Here is an 18,905-nt window from a genome sequence, read left to right as displayed (position 1 = left end):
CTGAAGGCGTGAAGCTTACAGCTCAAGTTGATTGGCGGTGATGCCAAACGCCGCGGCAATCTTTTCGCGGGTGGCCTTGCGCGGCTTCGCAACGGTTTCCTGCTGGGCGAAGGCCGGTTGGGAGATGCCCATGCGTTTGGCCACTTCGTCCTGTGTAAGGTTCAAGTGTTCGCGCCAGGCGCGTACAGGCAACGCACCGTCGACAATGCGGCTAACGACTTCGTGAGGGATCATCATGTTTTCCATCCTTGCGTTCACTCCTGCCCAATCGACTCCAGAAACTCCGACCGCTCATCGCTCATCCGCGCCACGCAATCATTTTGCGCAATAGTGAAGGCCTTGCTGCCAGCGGCGGCCGGGAAGGCTTCGATGGCGCAGTCGGCGTCGCGGGTTTTCAGCCATTGCTGTTGCGCGGCTTTGATCTTCGCGGTGATGTCGGCCAATTGCGACGGGTTCTTGCCGTAGAGCGACTGCATGCGCTCGGCCAGACTCTTGTAGTTCTCGCCCAGCAAGTCTTCGGCGGTGGTTTTGTTGAAGGCCGAGCATTCCAGGGTCTGGATGTCGTTTTCGACTTTGTCGCAGGGGGTGTCCTCGGACTCCTCGGCTGCGTGTACGCCGGTCGCCATCAGTGCCAATGCCAGGAAGAAGAATTTCATGTGAGTTGCCGCTCCCATCCAGTGAAGCATCAAGTGATGCGGCGAATTCTGGCCCAAGCGGACCGCCTTGAACAGGTCGGCAATTGTGCCTTGCGACGACCCTTTGTCGCGGATTGACGCTTTCGGCAATTCCCCTGTCGTTTTTGCACCCGGCTGCCCCGTCCCTCAGGCATATGCTGGCCCCAAAGCGCCGGCAGACGATTCGGCGCATGAATCGACAACAAGGGGACAGCCTGATGAGCCCAGCCGAATTGCACGCCGACAGCATCGTTATCGACGGGCTGATTATTGCCAAGTGGAACCGTGAGCTGTTCGAAGACATGCGCAAGGGCGGTCTGACCGCAGCCAACTGCACCGTGTCGGTGTGGGAGGGCTTCCAGGCCACCGTCAACAACATCGCCGCCAGCCAGAAACTGATCCGCGAGAACAGCGACCTGGTGATTCCGGTGCGCACCACCGCCGACATCCGCAAGGCCAAGGAGCAGGGCAAGACCGGCATCCTCTTCGGCTTCCAGAATGCCCACGCCTTTGAAGACCAGATCGGCTATGTCGAGGTGTTCAAGCAGCTCGGCGTGGGTATCGTGCAGATGTGCTACAACACCCAGAACCTGGTGGGCACCGGTTGCTACGAGCGTGACGGCGGCCTGTCGGGCTTCGGTCGCGAAATCGTCGCCGAGATGAACCGCGTTGGCGTGATGTGCGACCTGTCCCACGTCGGCTCCAAGACGTCCGAAGAAGTCATCCTCGAATCGAAGAAGCCGGTCTGCTACTCCCACTGCCTGCCGTCGGGCCTGAAAATCCACCCGCGCAACAAGTCCGATGAAGAGCTGAAGTTCATCGCCGATCACGGCGGTTTTGTCGGTGTGACCATGTTCGCGCCATTCCTGGCCAAAGGCATCGATTCGACCATCGACGACTACGCCGAAGCCATCGAATACACCATGAACATCGTCGGCGAAGACGCCATCGGCATCGGCACCGACTTCACCCAGGGTCATGGCCAGGACTTCTTCGAATACCTGACCCACGACAAGGGCTACGCCCGCCGCCTGACCAGCTTCGGCAAGATCATCAACCCGCTGGGCATCCGCACCGTCGGCGAGTTCCCGAACCTCACCGAAACCCTGCTCAAGCGCGGCCATAGCGAGCGCGTGGTGCGCAAGATCATGGGCGAGAACTGGGTCAACGTGCTCAAAGACGTCTGGGGCGAATAAGCCGCCGCACTTCTGAATCCTTACCTGCGGCCATCCGCGCCGCAGGCAACACCAAAATTTTTCTGGAGTTAAGTTTCCATGGCCAAGATCGCCCCGCAATTGCCTATCGAAGTCGACAGCGAAACCGGTGTCTGGACCTCCGACGCCCTGCCGATGCTGTATGTGCCGCGTCATTTCTTCGTCAATAACCATATGGGCATCGAGGAAGTGCTGGGCGCCGACGCCTATGCCGAAATCCTCTACAAGGCCGGCTACAAGTCCGCCTGGCACTGGTGTGAAAAAGAAGCCGAATGCCACGGCCTGGAAGGCGTCGCGGTGTTCGAGCACTACATGAAGCGCCTGTCGCAACGCGGCTGGGGCCTGTTCAAGATCCAGGACATCGACCTCGATAAAGGCACTGCCAGCGTCAAGCTCGAACACTCCGCCTTCGTCTACGTGTACGGCAAGGTCGGGCGCAAGGTCGACTACATGTTCACCGGTTGGTTTGCCGGCGCGATGGACCAGATCCTCGCCGCCCGCGGCAGCAAGATTCGCACCGTGGCCGAGCAAGTCTACGGTGGCTCCGAAGAGGGCCACGAAGACGGCTTGTTCATCGTCAAGCCGTTGTAAGTCGAGGAACCCGCCATGGCTTTCGAAGCAATGTTCCAGCCGATCCAGATCGGCAAACTGACCATCCGCAACCGCGTGCTCAGCACTGCGCACGCCGAGGTCTATGCCACCGACGGCGGCATGACCACCGACCGGTACGTCAAGTATTACGAAGAGAAGGCCAAGGGCGGGATCGGCCTGGCGATCTGCGGCGGTTCGTCCGTCGTGGCCATCGACAGCCCGCAGGAGTGGTGGAGCTCGGTCAACCTGTCCACTGACCGCATCATTCCGCACTTCCAGAATCTTGCCGACGCCATGCACAAGCACGGCGCCAAGATCATGATCCAGATTACTCACATGGGCCGGCGCTCGCGCTGGGACGGCTTCAACTGGCCGACCCTGATGTCTCCGTCCGGTGTACGCGAGCCGGTGCACCGTGCCACCTGCAAGACCATCGAGCCAGAAGAAATCTGGCGGGTGATCGGCAACTACGCGCAAGCCGCGCGCCGCGCCAAGGCCGGAGGCCTGGACGGTGTCGAACTCTCGGCGGTGCACCAGCACATGATCGACCAGTTCTGGAGCCCGCGGGTCAACAAGCGTACCGACGAATGGGGCGGCACCTTCGAAGGCCGCATGAAGTTCGGCCTGGAAGTGTTGAAAGCCGTGCGCGCCGAGGTCGGTGACGATTTCTGCGTGGGCATGCGCATCTGCGGTGACGAGTTCCACCCGGATGGTTTGTCCCATGAGGACATGAAGCAGATCGCCAAGTATTACGACGACACCGGCATGCTCGATTTCCTCGGCGTCGTGGGCTCGGGTTGCGACACCCACAACACCCTGGCCAACGTGATTCCGAACATGAGTTATCCACCGGAGCCGTTCCTGCACCTGGCCGCCGGCATCAAGGAAGTGGTCAAGGTTCCGGTGCTGCACGCGCAGAACATCAAGGACCCGAACCAGGCCACGCGGATTCTGGAGGGCGGTTACGTCGACATGGTCGGCATGACCCGCGCGCACATTGCCGACCCGCACCTGATCGCCAAGATCAAGATGGGCCAGATCGACCAGATCAAGCAGTGCGTCGGCGCCAACTACTGCATCGACCGTCAGTACCAGGGCCTGGATGTGCTGTGCATCCAGAACGCGGCGACCTCCCGTGAATATATGGGCCTGCCGCACATCATCGAGAAAACCACCGGGGTGAAACGCAAGGTGGTGGTGGTCGGCGCCGGTCCTGCCGGGATGGAGGCCGCCCGCGTGGCCGCCGAACGTGGTCACGACGTCACGCTGTTCGAGAAGAAAGAGTTTATTGGCGGGCAGATCACCACGGCCTCGAAAGCGCCGCAACGGGACCAGATCGCCGGTATCACCCGCTGGTACCAGTTGGAGCTGGCACGGTTGAAAGTCGACCTGCGCCTGGGCACCGCGGCGGATGCGCCGACCATCATGGACCTGCGTCCGGACGTGGTGGTGCTGGCTGTCGGCGGACATCCGTTCATCGAGCAGAACGAGCACTGGGGCGCGGCCGAAGGCCTTGTGGTCAGCAGCTGGGACATCCTCGACGGCAAGGTTGCACCGGCCAAGAACGTGCTGGTCTACGACACCATCTGCGAGTTCACCGGCATGTCCACCGCCGACTTCCTCGCCGACAAGGGCAGCCAGGTCGAGATCGTCACCGACGACATCAAGCCGGGCGTGGCCATCGGCGGTACGTCGTTCCCGACCTACTACCGCAGCATGTATCCGAAAGAAGTGATCATGACCGGCGACATGATGCTGGAGAAGGTCTACCGCGAAGGCGACAAGTTGATCGCAGTACTGGAAAACGAATACACCGGCGCCAAAGAGGAGCGGGTGGTGGACCAGGTGGTGATCGAGAACGGCGTGCGTCCGGACGAGGAAATCTACTACGCGATGAAGGAAGGCTCGCGCAACAAGGGCCAGATCGACGTCGAAGCCCTGTTCGCGATCAAGCCGCAACCAAGCCTTGCACAGAGCGGTGACGGTTACCTGCTGTTCCGTATCGGTGACTGCGTGGCCCAGCGCAACGTGCACGCGGCGATCTACGACGCACTGCGGCTGTGCAAGGATTTCTAAGCCAACCACCTGTAGGAGCCGGCTTGCTGGCGATGAACGATAACGCGGTCTGCCTGACTCACCGCGTCGTCTGAATCGCCAGCAAGCCGGCTCCTACAAGACCGATGCATGACTCCGTGGTTTGTGGGAGCTCCACCATGTTGAACACCCTTCTTCCAATCCTGTTGTTCGCCGCCCTGGGCCTCGCGGTTCTGGGCGCGTTGCGGCGGGTGGCCATGTGGCGCCGGGGCCGAGCCTCGAAGGTCGACCTGATCGGCGGCCTGTTCGCCATGCCCAAGCGCTATATGGTCGATCTGCACCACGTGGTGGCGCGGGACAAATACATCGCCAACACCCACGTTGCCACGGCTGGCGGCGCGGTGGCTTCCGTCGTGCTGGCGATACTGGTTCACGGATTCGGCCTGCATAACCGCTTCCTCGGCTATGCGCTGCTGCTAATGTCGGCGGTTATGTTCGTCGGCGCGATCTTCGTTTACCTGCGTCGACGCAACCCCCCTGCGCGCCTGTCGAAAGGCCCGTGGATGCGCCTGCCGAAAAGCCTGCTGGCGTTCTCGGCGTCGTTCTTCCTGGTGACCCTGCCGGTGGCCGGTATCCTCCCGGAAAACTTCGGTGGCTGGATGTTGGCGGTGATCCTCGGCATCGGTGTGCTGTGGGGCGTGTCCGAGTTGTTCTTCGGCATGACTTGGGGCGGGCCGATGAAGCACGCCTTTGCCGGTGCCCTGCACCTGGCCTGGCACCGTCGCGCCGAGCGTTTTGGTGGAGGTCGTTCTACGGGTCTCAAGCCTCTGGACTTGAACGATCCGAACGCTCCGCTGGGCGTGGAAAAACCCAAGGATTTCACCTGGAACCAACTGCTCGGCTTCGACGCCTGCGTGCAGTGCGGCAAGTGCGAAGCGGCGTGCCCGGCGTTTGCCGCCGGACAGCCGTTGAACCCGAAAAAACTGATTCAGGACATGGTCGTCGGTCTGGCGGGTGGCACCGATGCGAAATTCGCCGGCAGCCCGTATCCAGGCAAACCAATTGGCGAGCATGCGGGTAATCCGCATCAGCCGATCGTCAACGGCCTAGTGGACGCCGAAACCCTGTGGTCGTGCACCACCTGCCGTGCCTGCGTCGAGGAATGCCCGATGATGATCGAGCACGTCGATGCCATCGTCGACATGCGTCGCCATCTGACCCTGGAAAAAGGCGCGACCCCGAACAAGGGCGCCGAAGTCCTGGAAAACCTGATCGCCACCGACAACCCGGGCGGCTTCGCCCCGGGCGGACGGATGAACTGGGCGGCGGACTTGAACCTCAATCTGCTCAGCGAAAAGAAATCCACCGACGTACTGTTCTGGGTCGGCGACGGCGCCTTCGACATGCGCAACCAGCGCACCCTGCGCGCCTTCGTTAAAGTGTTGAAAGCGGCGAAAATCGACTTCGCCGTGCTCGGCCTCGAAGAGCGTGACAGCGGTGACGTGGCCCGACGCCTGGGCGACGAGGCAACCTTCCAGTTGCTGGCCAAACGCAACATCCAGACCCTGGCCAAATACAGCTTCAACCGCATCGTCACCTGCGATCCACACAGCTTCCACGTGTTGAAAAACGAATACGGCGCCTTCGATGGCAACTACCTGGTGCAGCACCACAGCACCTACATGGCGGAAATCATCGGCGCCGGCGCGCTGAATCTCGGCCAGCACAAAGGCGACAGCGTGACCTATCACGACCCGTGCTACCTCGGCCGCTACAATGGCGAATACGAGGCGCCGCGCCAGGTCCTGCGTGCCCTCGGCATCGAAGTGAAAGAGATGCAACGCTCCGGCTTCCGCTCGCGCTGCTGCGGCGGTGGCGGCGGCGCGCCGATCACCGACATTCCGGGCAAGCAGCGTATCCCCGACATGCGCATGGACGACATCCGCGAGACGGGCGCCGAACTGGTGGCCGTGGGCTGCCCGCAGTGCACCGCGATGCTTGAAGGCGTGGTCGAGCCGCGACCTTTGATCAAGGACATTGCCGAACTGGTGGCCGACGCGTTGCTGGAAGACCAGGCACCGAGCAAGCCGGCCACACCGGCCCAACGTGAACCTGCGGAGGTGCATTGATGAGCGACATTATCCGCCGCGACCCCCGTGCCGAATGGATCGCCCGCAACCGCCTGCACCCGCTGCACGCGGCCATGCAACCGGCGCAACACAGCTGGATGGGGCCGAACGGCGTCATCCGCAAGAACCCCCATGGCATCGGCTTCATCGGCCCCAACGGCATCAAGCGCATCGACCGCAGCGGCGCCCAGCAGGGCGGGGCGACCAAGCGTACGGCCGCCGTTGAAGTGCAATTGCCGCTGCATCAGGTGCCTGCACCGGCGTTCTACATCAGCGTGGTGCCGGACATGGTCGGCGGCCGCTTGAGCAGCCACGACCGCGACTTGTTCGGCCTGGCTCATCAATTGGCCGGCAAGGACGGCGCGGTACTGGCCGTGGTCTTCGGCGAGCACAAGGAGAACGCCTTCGCCACGGCTGGCGTCGATCGCCTGCTGGTGCTTGAAGGCGAGCAGTTCAGCGGTTATGCACCGGAACAACGGGTCCAGGGCCTGCGGGCTGTGGATAACCAGTTCAGCCCACGTCATTGGTTGCTGCCGGACAGTCGTACTGGTGGCGGTGAACTGGGTCGACGCTTTGCTGCCGCCCTTGGCGAACGCCCGGCCACGCGGGTCTGGCAGGTCAAGGATCAGGAATGCATCGGCCGCGCCGGTGCCGGTTTGCAAGACCTGGCGCGGCCGCTTGCGCGGTTGATCCTGGCCGCTGTGGAATGCGCCGAACCGGTCAGCGAAACCCGTCACGAAGCCTTGCCGGTGGAGTTATCCACAACCGTCGCCCGCAGTCTCTCGCGCATCGAGGATCTGGGGGCGGTGGCGGTGGACCCGGCAGCGATTCCAATGGCCGAGGCGGAATTCATCTTCTCCGGCGGCAACGGGGTCAAGGATTGGGGACTTTTCCACAGGACCGCCGAAGCCCTGGGCGCCACCGAAGGCGCGTCCCGGGTGGCGGTGGACGATGGTTTCATGGCCCGCGACCGTCAGGTCGGCGCGTCTGGTACCTGGGTCACCGCACGGGTCTACGTGGCGGTGGGGATCTCCGGGGCGATCCAGCACCTGCAAGGCATCGGTGCCTGCGACAAGGTGGTGGCGATCAACCTCGACCCGGGCTGCGACATGATCAAACGGGCCGACCTGTCGGTGATCGGCGAGAGCGCCGAGATTCTTCAAGCCTTGATCGCGGCGGTAGAGGCCTACCGCAACGAGGCCAGGCGCGATGCGGCTTAAGGGAAGGAAAGGGTTATGAGCACGAAAATCATCAGCCTGGTGTCCATCGGCGCCCACCCGACCTCCGGTCGACCACGCCGTGCGGATCAGGATGCGCGGGCGGTGGAACTGGGTTTGCAACTGGCTGGGGATAACTTGCAGGTGCTACACGCCGGCGATGTCGCCGAGCCGGCCTTGCGCGCTTACCTGGGCATGGGACTTGAGCAATTGCATGTGCTGGAACAACCGCAAGGCGCCGATGCGCTGCCGGCGTTGACCGCCTATTTGCGCGACGCTGGCGCTCAGGTCGTATTGACCGGCAGCCAGGCGGAAACCGGCGAGGGCTCGGGCATGTTGCCGTTCCTGCTGGCCGAAGGCCTTGGCTGGCCGCTGGTGGTGGGGCTGGCGCAGGTCGAGTCGATCGATGGCGGTTCTGCGCTGGTACTGCAGGCGTTGCCGCGCGGCCAGCGCCGTCGCTTGAAAGTGCGCTTGCCGTTCCTGGCGACTGTGGATAACGCCGCACCCAAGCCACGTCAGAGCGCTTACGGCCCGGCCCGGCGTGGGGTGTTGCAGGCTGATGACGTGGAGGTCGTCGACGACGAACTGTTGACCGTCGCCACCCTGCAACCGGCCAAGCCACGGCCGAAACGCTTGAAGGTGATCAAGGCCAAGAGCGGCGCCGATCGCATGAAAGCTGCCACGGCCAAGGCCAGCGGTGGCGGGGGGCAGGTGCTCAAGGGCGTTACGGCACAGGCGGGGGCTGAAGCGATTCTCAAACTGCTGATTGAAGAGGGTGTGGTGCGGTGACATTGAACTTCAAGCTGCAACACCCGGAAAAATAACTGTCCCTCCGGCGCGTTGCCGCGCCATAAGCGCCCACGTTAAAACGGGCGCTCGATGATTGGTGGAGTTCCAATACATGTCGGTTGAATTTCGTTCGGCAGTGCGCGCGGATGCGCGAGAGATTGCGCGTTTGTTCCAGATTTCCTCGGAAGGGGCCGCGGATTACATCTGGAGCCAGTTAGCCGAGCCCGGCCAGGATCTGCTGGACGTCGGGGCCCTGCGATATGCCCGCGACGATGTGGATTTCTCCTGGCAGAACTGCCTTATTGCCCAAGCGAATGGGCAAGTCATCGGCATGTTGCACAGCTATGTAATGCGTCACGACCCGTTCGCAGCGCCGGTGACCGACCCGGTGCTGGCGCCGTACGCCACCATGGAAATCCCCGACACCCTTTATATTTCCAGCCTGGCGCTGCATGAAGGCTGGCGCAACCAGGGGCTGGGCAAGCAGTTCCTTGCATACGCCTACGACCGCGCCAACCGGCTCGGACTCAATGGCCTGAGCCTGATCGATTACGCCGCGAACACCGGCGCCCGGCGTTTCTATGAGCGCCACGGCTTCCGCATCGTCGATTCCTGCCAGATCACGCCGCATCCGATGATTCGGGTCACGGGTGAAGCCTATCTGATGTATCGGCCCTAGGGCTTCGAATTATCCTTTCTCTAGCGGTTATCCACAGCCTGGTGGATAACCGGCTACCTCTCGCGACCTCACCCTCCTGCTACATTTCCATTGTGCACTGTTGAGGGTGCAGCAACCGGTCACGAAATTTTCTGTGCTTCAGCGCTTGATCATAAAACCTGGTTTTTATTAGTGGGTTGGCTATGAAGTCTTTTAAGCGGTCTTTGCTAGTTCTTGTACGGGTTGATCATTTCAGAAGCTGTTGACCTCTTTACCCACAATCCCTGTTAGCGCTTCTGTGGATAACGTGTTCGCCCCTCGCTGAAACCCACACAAACCGCGGCTTGCAGCTACCAGATCAAAAAACAACCACCTTAAGCTGCGGTTTTTCATGACTTTTTTTCGAGAGGGAGTGTGCACAAGTCAGCTGAGTTGCCCCCAATCTCTGTTGGCGCTTCTGTGGATAAGATGTTCGCTCAACGCTGCAGGCCTTTAGATTCATGGTTTTCAGGGTTATGGTTGAAAAATGATCAAATTGCCTATTTCAATCTACAAACCGCCCGCACACCTAGAAATATCGCGGCTTTCAGCGGTTTTCCACAGCGGCCTCGAAGTTGCCCCCAATCTCTGTTGGCGCTTCTGTGGATAAGGTGTTTGCGATCCTCTGCAGGGTAGGTGTGGCAAGGCTTTCGGGCGTTAGATCAAAAAATGATCAATGCTTTCGGAGAACCTTGGTTTCGGATAAGTCACGATTTTTCTTTGGGTTTTGTGGAAAAAGTTTTGCGCATTTCCCCAGTTGTCCCCATTTGCTGTGGGTGGAGGTGTGGATAACTTGTTTGCGGAAGGCTGTGAGGCACGTAGAGCATAGCGCTGAACGGAATAGATCATATTTCGTACAGTACTAAATGATGCCGAATATTTAGCGGGGAGAGAACCTGTTGTGAGCAAGCCCCTTGTAGGAGCGAGCTTGCTCGCGATGGTCGTGAACGATGACGCGTAAAACCAGATACCCAGTGGTGTCCTTGAATTTTTCGCGAGCAAGCTCGCTCCTACATTAGCCTTGAACAGGGACGCCTTTGAGGTAAGGCGCAGGCTCAGCCCCGAGGTTGTTTAGCAGGCGCTCGCTGTACCAATCCACAAAATTCACCACACCAAACTCATAGGTCTTGGAGTAAGGCCCTGGCTGATAAGCGGTGGAGTTGATCCCGCGCTGGTTTTCTTCGGCCAGGCGACGATCCTGGTCGTTGGTGGCGTCCCAGACCTGGCGCATGCGCTCCACGTCGTAGTCCACGCCTTCAACGGCATCCTTGTGCACGATCCACTTGGTGGTGACCATGGTTTCCTGGGCGCTGATCGGCCACACGGTGAACACGATGATGTGGTCGCCCATGCAGTGGTTCCACGAATGCGGCAGGTGCAGGATGCGCATCGAGCCCAGGTCCGGGTTCTTGATGCGGCCCATGAGCTTGGCGCAACCCTGTTTGCCGTCCAGGGTCATCGACACGGTGCCCTTGAGCAGCGGCATGCGCACGATGCGGTTACGCAGGCCGAAGCTGGCGTGGGCGTAAGGGATCTTCTCGGCTTCCCAGGCAGCGGCGGAGGCGGCCACGTGGTCCTTGAAGGCCTGGTCGGCGCGCGGGTCGGTGACGTCGTCCCATTCCAGCAGGGTTTTCAGCAGTTCCGGGTGCGACGCGTTGCAGTGGTAGCACTCGCGGTTGTTTTCCAGCACCAGCTTCCAGTTGGCCTTTTCCATCAAGGTGGTGGTGATCGCCACCTTGGTGTTTTCCATGTCGTACGGTTCCATGTAATGGTTGAGTGTCGACAGGAAGTCATCGATGGCCGGCGGGTTCTCTGCCAGGCTGATGAAGATGTAGCCACCGGCGGTCTTCACGTTCACCGGTTTCAGGCCGTATTGCTTCATGTCGAAATCGGCGCCCATTTCGGTTCCGGCGAACAGCAGGCGACCGTCGAGTTCGTAGGTCCACTGGTGGTAGTGGCAGACCAATTTGGCGACCTTGCCTTTTTCGCTGGTGCACAGGCGCGAGCCGCGGTGGCGGCAGACGTTATGAAACGCGTGCACTACACCTTCTGCGCCACGAATCACGATGATCGGATTCTTGCCCACTTGCAGCGTCAGGTAGTTGCCCTTGGTGGGGATTTCGCAGGTCATGCCGGCGATCAACCACTCTTTCTGAAAGATTTCCTGCATGTCGATATCAAACAGGCGCTCGTCAGAGTAGAACGGCTGCGGCAGCGAGAACGTGCGCTCGCGCTCTTGCAGCATCTGCGCGGTGGCCTTGCGTGCGGGTTCCAGCGGATCGCCCAGGCTAAGGGTAGTAGTGACGTCCATCGTTTAATCCTCAAGGCCATTCTGTGTGGCCGGCGAAAGTGGCTAATCAGGGTTGCTACGCAAGGTGTAAAGAATGTGTCTTGGTGTGTGGCGAGTGTGGGGCCGGCGCTGGCCAGAACCTTATCCATGGGCGACATGGTGCAATCTGTTCCCGACGCGCAAGCCCCGGTCGTTGGGGGCTGGTCGCGATAAGCATGTGAATGTCGCAGATAGGTAAATGGGTGGTTCGCGCTATACGCAGAATCGCCAACATGAAGGCCGACAGTCGGCCGTGGAGATCAGCATGTCCAACAGCTTCCTGAACCCGGTAACCACCCAGACCTGGGCCAATGGTCGGCACATCGTCCGTTGCGTCAAAGTCATCCAGGAAACCTGGGATGTGCGCACCTTCTGCTTCATGGCCGACCAGCCGATCCTGTTCTTTTTCAAGCCGGGGCAGTTTGTCACCCTGGAGCTGGAAATCGAAGGCCAGCCGATCATGCGTTCGTACACCATTTCCAGCTCGCCATCGGTGCCGTACAGCTTTTCGGTGACCATCAAGCGCGTGCCGGGCGGCAAGGTGTCCAACTGGCTGCACGACACCCTGCACGAAGGCCAGGAACTGGCGGTGCACGGGCCGGTCGGGCTGTTCAATGCCATGGACTTCACCGCGCCAAAGGTGCTTTACCTCAGCGGCGGTGTGGGTATCACGCCGGTCATGTCCATGGCGCGCTGGTTCTACGACACCAACGGCAATGTCGACATGGTGTTTATCCACAGCGCCCGTTCGCCCAAGGACATCATCTACCACCGCGAGCTGGAACACATGGCGTCGCGGATCGATAACTTCAGCCTGCACCTGATCTGCGAGAAGCACGGCATGGGTGAGCCCTGGGCCGGTTATCGCGGTTACCTCAACCAGCGAATGCTTGAATTGATGGCGCCGGACTTCCTTGAGCGCGAAGTGTTCTGCTGCGGCCCGACACCCTATATGAATGCGGTCAAGCGCTTGCTGGAAGGCGCTGGCTTCGACATGTCGCGTTACCATGAGGAGTCTTTCGGCGCGACCCCGCCAGAGGCGCGTGCCGACGCCGTGGAACACGCTGAACAGGCGGCCGATGCACCGGAACTCGACGTGGCGGATCTGCATCAGGTGGAGTTTGTCGCGTCGGGGAAAAGCATTCGCATTGCGCCGGGCGAAACCGTTCACGCAGCGGCGGCGAAGGCGGGTTTGCTGATCCCGAAAGCCTGCGGCATGGGCATCTGCGGCACCTGCAAGGTCTTGAAGCTGGGTGGGGAAGTGGAGATGGAACACAACGGCGGGATCACCGAGGAAGACGAAGCCGAAGGGTACATTTTGTCGTGCTGCAGCGTGCCGAAGGGCGACGTGCGCATCGAGTTCTAACTAACGCCGAAGCCACTGTAGGAGCTGCCGAAGGCTGCGATCTTTTGATCTTGATCTTTAAAGTCAAAAGATCGCAGCCTCGTTTCACTCGACAGCTCCTACAGGGGTTGAGGATATCTCAGTCGATAAACAGGTCAGTCATGAGTTTGTCGCTGCTATCCGGTGCAAACCGATAGTGCTCGAACTCCGTCACACCGTTTTCCCGCAATACTTCCTCATCGATCAACAAGCGTCCGGTCAGGCTGCGATTCGCACTGCTCAAAATGATATGGGCGGCATCGGCCATGATCGCAGGCAGGCGCGCATGTTTGAACGACTCCCTCGACCCCAGCTGAAACTCGATTGCCGCCGTGGCAATCATGGTTTGCGGCCATAACGAATTGACACTGATCCCGTAATTCTGGAATTCCTCGCTCATGCCCAGCGTCAGCATGCTCATGCCGTACTTGGTCACGGTGTAGGGGCTGTATTGGGCGAACCACTTGGTGTCCAGATTCAGCGGCGGGGACAGGTTGAGGATGTGCCCTGCGGATTTCTTCAGGTAGGGCAGGGCAGCCTGGCTGCACAGCAACACGGCGCGCGTGTTGATCTGGTGCATCAGGTCGAAGCGCTTGAGTTCGATGTGCTGGACTCCGGTCAACTTGATTGCGCCTGCGTTGTTGACCAGCGCATCGATGGCGCCGAAATGTTCGTTGGCCTGGGCCAGCGCCTCGCGCACGGCGACTTCATCGCGCACATCCACTTGCAGGGCTAGCGCCTTGCCGCCCGCGGCCTCAACTTCCCGGGCCACACTGAAAATCGTACCTGGCAGTTTGGGATGCGGCTCGGCACTTTTGGCGGCGATCACGATGTTTGCTCCGTCACGCGCGGCGCGAAGCGCAATCTCGCGGCCGATGCCACGGCTGGCGCCGGTGATGAAAAGGGTTTTGCCTTGCAGTGACATGCGTACGCTCCTGATTATTGTTATGTGAGCGGATCGGCTCGACAGACAATGTAGACGAAGTCTTCAGGTGCAGAATGTCAGGGGATTCGGATGCCTTTGTAGGAGTGAGCCTGCTCGCGATGGCGGATTTTGCTCCAACATCAATGTTGGCTGATCCGCCGCTATCGCGAGCAGGCTCGCTCCCACAGGATTTGTGGTGTTAGTGGGACATGACTTCGCGGATGTCGCGGGCCAATTCCCGCACCCGCTCTTCCTCGGTATCCCACGAGCACATGAAGCGAGCGCCGCCGTTGCCGATGAAGGTGTAGAAACGCCAGCCCTTGGCGGTCAGTGCGGCGATGGCCGGCTCCGACAGTTGCAGGAACACACCGTTGGCCTGCACCGGGAACATCAGTTCCACGCCAGGAATGTCGCTGACCAGTTCGGCCAGCAGTTGTGCGCAGTGGTTGGCGTGGCGGGCGTATTTGAGCCAGGCGCCGTTTTCCAGGATCCCGACCCATGGGGCGGAGAGGAAGCGCATTTTCGACGCCAGCTGCCCGGCCTGTTTGCAGCGATAGTCGAAATCTTCAGCCAGTGCGTGGTTGAAGAACAGGATCGCCTCGCCCACGGCCATGCCGTTTTTAGTGCCGCCGAAGCACAGCACGTCAACCCCGGCTTTCCAGGTCAGGTCCGCTGGCGTGCAGCCGAGGAACGCGCAGGCGTTGGAGAAGCGCGCGCCGTCCATGTGCAGGTTCAGGCCCAGTTCCTTGCAGGTGGCGCTGATGGCGCGGATTTCGTCCGGGGTGTAGACGCTGCCGACTTCAGTGGCCTGGGTCAGGGTCACGACGCGGGGCTTGGGGTAGTGGATGTCCTGGCGCTTGAGCGCCACTTCGCGGATCGATTCCGGGGTCAGCTTGCCGTTTTCGGTGCGGGCGATCAGCAGCTTGGAGCCGTTGGAGAAGAATTCCGGTGCGCCGCATTCGTCGGTTTCGACGTGGGCGGTTTCCGAGCAGATCACGCTGTGGTAACTCTGGCACAGCGACGACAGGGCCAACGAGTTGGCGGCGGTGCCGTTGAAGGCGAAGAACACTTCGCAGTCGGTTTCGAACAGTTTGCGGAAATCGTCGGACGCGCGGGCGGTCCACTCGTCGTCGCCGTAAGCGCGCTGGTGGCCATGGTTGGCCTGTTCCATGGCAGCCCAGGCTTCAGGGCAGATGCCGGAATAGTTGTCGCTGGCGAATTGTTGGCTCTTATCGGTCATGGCCTGCTTCCGTGGTCGAGGCGCCTATGGTGAAGCGTCTCGTGGTCAATGATGGTGCGCACTGTACCCAAGATCGTCAGGAGAGCACACGGGATGTCGCTGTCAGAAAATTACAAGGATGCCGGGCAATTATGCACGTGACTACACACTTAAAGCAGCGCGACGGTGCACTGGATCTGCTCAAGTGGCTGGCGCTTTTGAGCATGGTGCTCGATCACCTGCGATATGTCGGTTATTCCGTCGATCTGCTGTATGTGCCCGGGCGGTTGGCGTTTCCGTGGTTCTGTCTGGCAATGGCTGCCAATCTTGCGCGAAAGCCTGCTGTGGAGAGGGGTGGGCAATGGCGCTATCTGGGCTGGTTGTTGCTGTTTAGCGCCGTGAGCGAAATTCCCTACCGAATGTTCATTCCTGGGCACGACACGCTGAACGTAATGCCCACCCTGGTCCTTGGTCTGTTGGTGGCGCGTGGCTGGCAGCAGCCGACGCTGCAATCGCGGTTACTGGCAGCCGTCGCCTTGCTGCTGGCGGCGCTGTTCACGCAAAAAGTGATGTTCGGTTTCTTTGGAGTCCTGTTGCCATTGGCGCTGCTGCTGGTGATCGGTCGTCCCTGGTATTTCGCGCTGCTGCCGGGGCTGGTCTGTCTGGCGGCCAATCAATGGCAGGTGCTGTATTACGCCGCACGACTGGGCAACAGCGCGGCCATTCCCGCCATCGTCACTTGTCTGATTGCGCCATGGCTGGGGCTGTTCCTGTTGCGACACTTCCATGACGTAAAAGCACCACCCATGCGCCGCTGGGCCTATGCGCTGTATCCGCTGCATTTCCTGCTGTTGCTCGCAGTCCGCCAAGTTTTCACATAACCCCTGTGGGAGCCAGCCTGCTGGCGATTGCGGAGGTTCAGCCACCATCAGTGTCGCCTGTGCCGCCGTAATCGCCAGCAGGCTGGCTCCCACAGGGGATTTGCGCAGATTAGGAGGGTGTGTCTGTCAGAGCATTTCCCGCCATGTCGTAAACGCACCTTTGCGTGGCGTCCGTAGGCATTTGACCTGTCTGCGCCGGTCATACCATCGACATCAAAGGGCACTGCCGAAAAGCCAGTGCCTCACCGAGACGAATGGCGCACCGCCGCCGCTGGGAGAGACGCGATGTTCAGCAAGCAAGACCAGATCCAGGGTTACGACGATGCACTGCTGGCGGCGATGAATGCCGAGGAGCAACGTCAGGAAGATCACATCGAGCTGATCGCGTCGGAGAACTACACCAGCAAACGCGTCATGCAAGCGCAAGGCAGCGGCCTGACCAACAAGTACGCCGAAGGTTATCCGGGCAAGCGCTACTACGGTGGCTGCGAGCACGTGGACAAGGTTGAAGCCTTGGCCATCGAACGCGCCAAGCAGCTGTTCGGCGCCGACTACGCGAACGTGCAACCGCACTCCGGTTCCTCGGCCAACAGCGCCGTGTACCTGGCCCTGCTGCAAGCCGGCGACACCATCCTGGGCATGAGCCTGGCCCATGGCGGTCACCTGACCCACGGCGCCAAGGTGTCGTCCTCGGGCAAGCTGTACAACGCCGTGCAGTACGGCATCGACACCAAGACCGGCCTGATCGATTACGACGAAGTCGAGCGCCTGGCCGTCGAGTGCCAGCCGAAGATGATCGTTGCGGGTTTCTCGGCCTACTCCAAGACCCTCGACTTCCCGCGCTTCCGCCAGATCGCCGACAAGGTCGGTGCACTGCTGTTCGTCGACATGGCCCACGTAGCAGGTCTGGTCGCCGCCGGCCTGTACCCGAACCCGCTGCCGTACGCCGACGTGGTCACCACCACCACCCACAAGACCCTGCGCGGTCCACGTGGCGGCCTGATCCTGTGCAAGTCCAACGAAGAAATCGAGAAAAAGCTCAACGCTGCAGTGTTCCCCGGTGCCCAGGGCGGCCCGCTGATGCACGTGATCGCCGGTAAGGCGGTGTGCTTCAAGGAAGCGCTGGAGCCAGGCTTCAAGGCTTACCAGCAGCAAGTGATCGACAACGCCCAGGCCATGGCGGGCGTCTTTATCAAACGCGGCTACGATGTAGTGTCCGGCGGCACTGATAACCACCTGTTCCTGGTCAGCCTGATCCGTCAGGGCCTCACCGGCAAAGAGGCGGATGCAGCACTCGGTCGCGCCCACATCACCGTGAACAAGAACGCTGTCCCGAACGATCCACAGTCGCCGTTCGTGACCTCCGGCCTGCGCATCGGCACCCCGGCGGTGACCACTCGCGGCTTCAAGGTCAGCCAGTGCGTCGAACTGGCCGGCTGGATCTGCGACATCCTCGACAACCTCGGCGATGCCGATGTCGAGGCCAATGTCGCCCAGCAAGTATCGGCACTGTGCGCGGACTTCCCGGTTTATCGCTGAGCGCGGTTTTGGAGTAAATGACTATGCAACGCTACTCAGGCTTCGGCCTCTTCAAACACTCCCTCAGCCACCACGAAAACTGGCAGCGCATGTGGCGCACGCCGACCCCGAAAAAGGTCTACGACGTGGTCATCGTCGGTGGTGGCGGGCATGGCCTGGCGACCGCCTACTACCTGGCCAAGGAACACGGCATCACCAACGTGGCCGTGGTCGAGAAAGGCTGGCTGGGCGGCGGTAACACCGCGCGCAACACCACCATCGTGCGCTCCAACTACCTGTGGGACGAGTCGGCGCACCTGTACGAACACGCGATGAAGCTGTGGGAAGGCCTGTCCCAGGACCTGAACTACAACGTGATGTTCTCCCAGCGTGGCGTCTACAACCTGTGCCACACCCTGCAAGACATTCGTGATTCCGAGCGTCGGGTCAGCGCCAACCGCCTCAACGGCGTCGACGGCGAACTGCTCGATGCCAAGCAAGTGGCCGATGAGATCCCGTACCTCGACTGCTCGAAGAACACCCGTTACCCGGTGATGGGCGCCACCGTCCAGCGTCGCGGCGGCGTGGCCCGCCACGATGCCGTGGCCTGGGGCTTTGCCCGTGCCGCCGACGCCCTGGGCGTGGACCTGATCCAGCAGACCGAAGTGATCGGCTTCCGCAAGGAAAACGGCGTGTGCATCGGCGTTGAAACCAACAAGGGCTTCATCGGCGCCAAGCGCGTCGGTGTAGTGACCGCCGGTAACTCCGGGCACATGGCCAAGCTCGCCGGTTTCCGCCTGCCGATCGAATCCCACCCGCTGCAAGCGCTGGTGTCCGAGCCGATAAAGCCGATCATCGACAGCGTGATCATGTCCAACGCCGTGCACGGTTACATCAGCCAGTCCGACAAGGGCGACCTGGTGATCGGCGCCGGTATCGACGGCTACAACGGCTACGGCCAGCGTGGTTCGTACCCGGTGATCGAGCACACCGTGCAGGCCATTGTCGAGATGTTCCCGGTGTTGTCCCGCGTGCGCATGAACCGTCAGTGGGGCGGCATCGTCGACACCACCCCGGATGCTTGCCCGATCATTTCGAAAACCCCGGTACCGAACATGTTCTTCAACTGCGGTTGGGGCACCGGCGGCTTCAAGGCCACACCTGGCTCGGGCAACGTATTTGCCGCCAGCCTGGCCAAGGGTGAAATGCACCCATTGGCCGCACCTTTCTCCATCGACCGTTTCCACAACGGTGCGTTGATCGACGAACACGGCGCTGCTGCGGTTGCCCACTAACAGGAGAAA

At 60.9% G+C, this 18,905-nt stretch carries 15 protein-coding genes and 1 pseudogene; 11 read left to right on the top strand and 5 right to left on the bottom strand.

Annotated elements, in window-relative coordinates; all coding sequences use genetic code 11:
* Positions 1 to 15: 15 nt before the first annotated feature.
* Positions 16 to 237, bottom strand: a pseudogene (locus ACM6I6_RS24795) (helix-turn-helix domain-containing protein); the annotation flags it as partial.
* 17 nt (positions 238 to 254) lie between these two features.
* Positions 255 to 656 (bottom strand): lysozyme inhibitor LprI family protein, encoded by a 402-nt coding sequence (locus tag ACM6I6_RS24790; protein WP_274075572.1) that lies wholly within the window; start codon positions 654 to 656, stop codon positions 255 to 257.
* Between the two features lie 236 nt (positions 657 to 892).
* On the opposite strand from ACM6I6_RS24790, the gene ACM6I6_RS24785 reads away from it, so the two are divergent.
* The 7 genes from ACM6I6_RS24785 (at position 893) to ACM6I6_RS24755 (ending at position 9,327) form a co-directional block, all read left to right on the top strand.
* Positions 893 to 1,870: a dipeptidase gene (locus ACM6I6_RS24785; protein ID WP_008033250.1), complete on the top strand. Its 978-nt coding sequence runs from the start codon at positions 893 to 895 to the stop codon at positions 1,868 to 1,870.
* A gap of 78 nt (positions 1,871 to 1,948) precedes the next feature.
* Positions 1,949 to 2,479, top strand: coding sequence for a 4-vinyl reductase (locus tag ACM6I6_RS24780; protein WP_046818255.1), 531 nt, complete (start codon positions 1,949 to 1,951; stop codon positions 2,477 to 2,479).
* Between the two features lie 15 nt (positions 2,480 to 2,494).
* A complete protein-coding gene (gene dgcA / locus ACM6I6_RS24775; RefSeq protein WP_274075571.1) occupies positions 2,495 to 4,555 on the top strand; it encodes a dimethylglycine demethylation protein DgcA in 2,061 nt (686 codons plus the stop codon).
* A 137-nt stretch (positions 4,556 to 4,692) separates the two neighbouring features.
* Positions 4,693 to 6,642, top strand: a complete 1,950-nt coding sequence (gene dgcB / locus ACM6I6_RS24770; RefSeq protein WP_414920851.1) for a dimethylglycine demethylation protein DgcB — start codon at positions 4,693 to 4,695, stop codon at positions 6,640 to 6,642.
* Positions 6,642 to 7,862 carry an electron transfer flavoprotein subunit alpha/FixB family protein gene (locus ACM6I6_RS24765; protein ID WP_414920850.1) on the top strand — a complete coding sequence of 407 codons (1,221 nt, stop codon included), beginning with the start codon at positions 6,642 to 6,644 and terminating at the stop codon, positions 7,860 to 7,862. Before dgcB ends, ACM6I6_RS24765 begins: the two co-directional genes overlap by 1 nt.
* Positions 7,863 to 7,877: 15 nt before the next feature.
* Positions 7,878 to 8,648, top strand: a complete 771-nt coding sequence (locus tag ACM6I6_RS24760; RefSeq protein WP_274075568.1) for an electron transfer flavoprotein subunit beta — start codon at positions 7,878 to 7,880, stop codon at positions 8,646 to 8,648.
* Positions 8,649 to 8,760: 112 nt separating this feature from the next.
* On the top strand, positions 8,761 to 9,327 hold the full coding sequence (locus ACM6I6_RS24755; RefSeq protein WP_323606585.1) for a GNAT family N-acetyltransferase: 567 nt from the start codon (positions 8,761 to 8,763) through the stop codon (positions 9,325 to 9,327).
* A 1,033-nt stretch (positions 9,328 to 10,360) separates the two neighbouring features.
* Here the strand turns inward: ACM6I6_RS24755 and gbcA are convergent.
* Positions 10,361 to 11,656, bottom strand: coding sequence for a glycine-betaine demethylase subunit GbcA (gene gbcA / locus ACM6I6_RS24750; protein ID WP_274075566.1), 1,296 nt, complete (start codon positions 11,654 to 11,656; stop codon positions 10,361 to 10,363).
* A gap of 283 nt (positions 11,657 to 11,939) precedes the next feature.
* Here gbcA and gbcB point away from each other — a divergent pair, with 283 nt between their 5' ends.
* Complete coding sequence (gene gbcB, locus ACM6I6_RS24745; protein ID WP_046818719.1) at positions 11,940 to 13,040, top strand: glycine-betaine demethylase subunit GbcB; 1,101 nt, start codon at positions 11,940 to 11,942, stop codon at positions 13,038 to 13,040.
* Between the two features lie 118 nt (positions 13,041 to 13,158).
* Here the strand turns inward: gbcB and ACM6I6_RS24740 are convergent, their stop codons facing one another.
* Positions 13,159 to 13,983: an SDR family oxidoreductase gene (locus ACM6I6_RS24740; protein WP_414920849.1), complete on the bottom strand. Its 825-nt coding sequence runs from the start codon at positions 13,981 to 13,983 to the stop codon at positions 13,159 to 13,161.
* A 199-nt stretch (positions 13,984 to 14,182) separates the two neighbouring features.
* Complete coding sequence (locus ACM6I6_RS24735) at positions 14,183 to 15,223, bottom strand: low specificity L-threonine aldolase (RefSeq protein WP_274075564.1); 1,041 nt, start codon at positions 15,221 to 15,223, stop codon at positions 14,183 to 14,185.
* A 131-nt stretch (positions 15,224 to 15,354) separates the two neighbouring features.
* Here ACM6I6_RS24735 and ACM6I6_RS24730 point away from each other — a divergent pair, with 131 nt between their 5' ends.
* From ACM6I6_RS24730 to ACM6I6_RS24720, 3 genes are all read left to right on the top strand, one after another.
* Positions 15,355 to 16,083, top strand: a complete 729-nt coding sequence (locus ACM6I6_RS24730; RefSeq protein ID WP_274075694.1) for a TraX family protein — start codon at positions 15,355 to 15,357, stop codon at positions 16,081 to 16,083.
* A gap of 285 nt (positions 16,084 to 16,368) precedes the next feature.
* Complete coding sequence (glyA, locus tag ACM6I6_RS24725) at positions 16,369 to 17,622, top strand: serine hydroxymethyltransferase (RefSeq protein ID WP_274075563.1); 1,254 nt, start codon at positions 16,369 to 16,371, stop codon at positions 17,620 to 17,622.
* Between the two features lie 23 nt (positions 17,623 to 17,645).
* The gene (locus ACM6I6_RS24720) at positions 17,646 to 18,896 is read left to right on the top strand and encodes a sarcosine oxidase subunit beta (RefSeq protein ID WP_008057117.1); all 1,251 of its coding nucleotides are present in this window, start codon (positions 17,646 to 17,648) and stop codon (positions 18,894 to 18,896) included.
* The last annotated feature ends 9 nt before the right edge of the window (positions 18,897 to 18,905 follow it).

This window comes from Pseudomonas sp. IT-P218, assembly GCF_949767605.1.
GTDB classification, from domain to species: Bacteria; Pseudomonadota; Gammaproteobacteria; order Pseudomonadales; family Pseudomonadaceae; genus Aquipseudomonas; species Aquipseudomonas putida_AE.
Note: the sequence above shows the minus strand (reverse complement) of the source record. Positions and strands in the feature narration are given on the sequence as shown.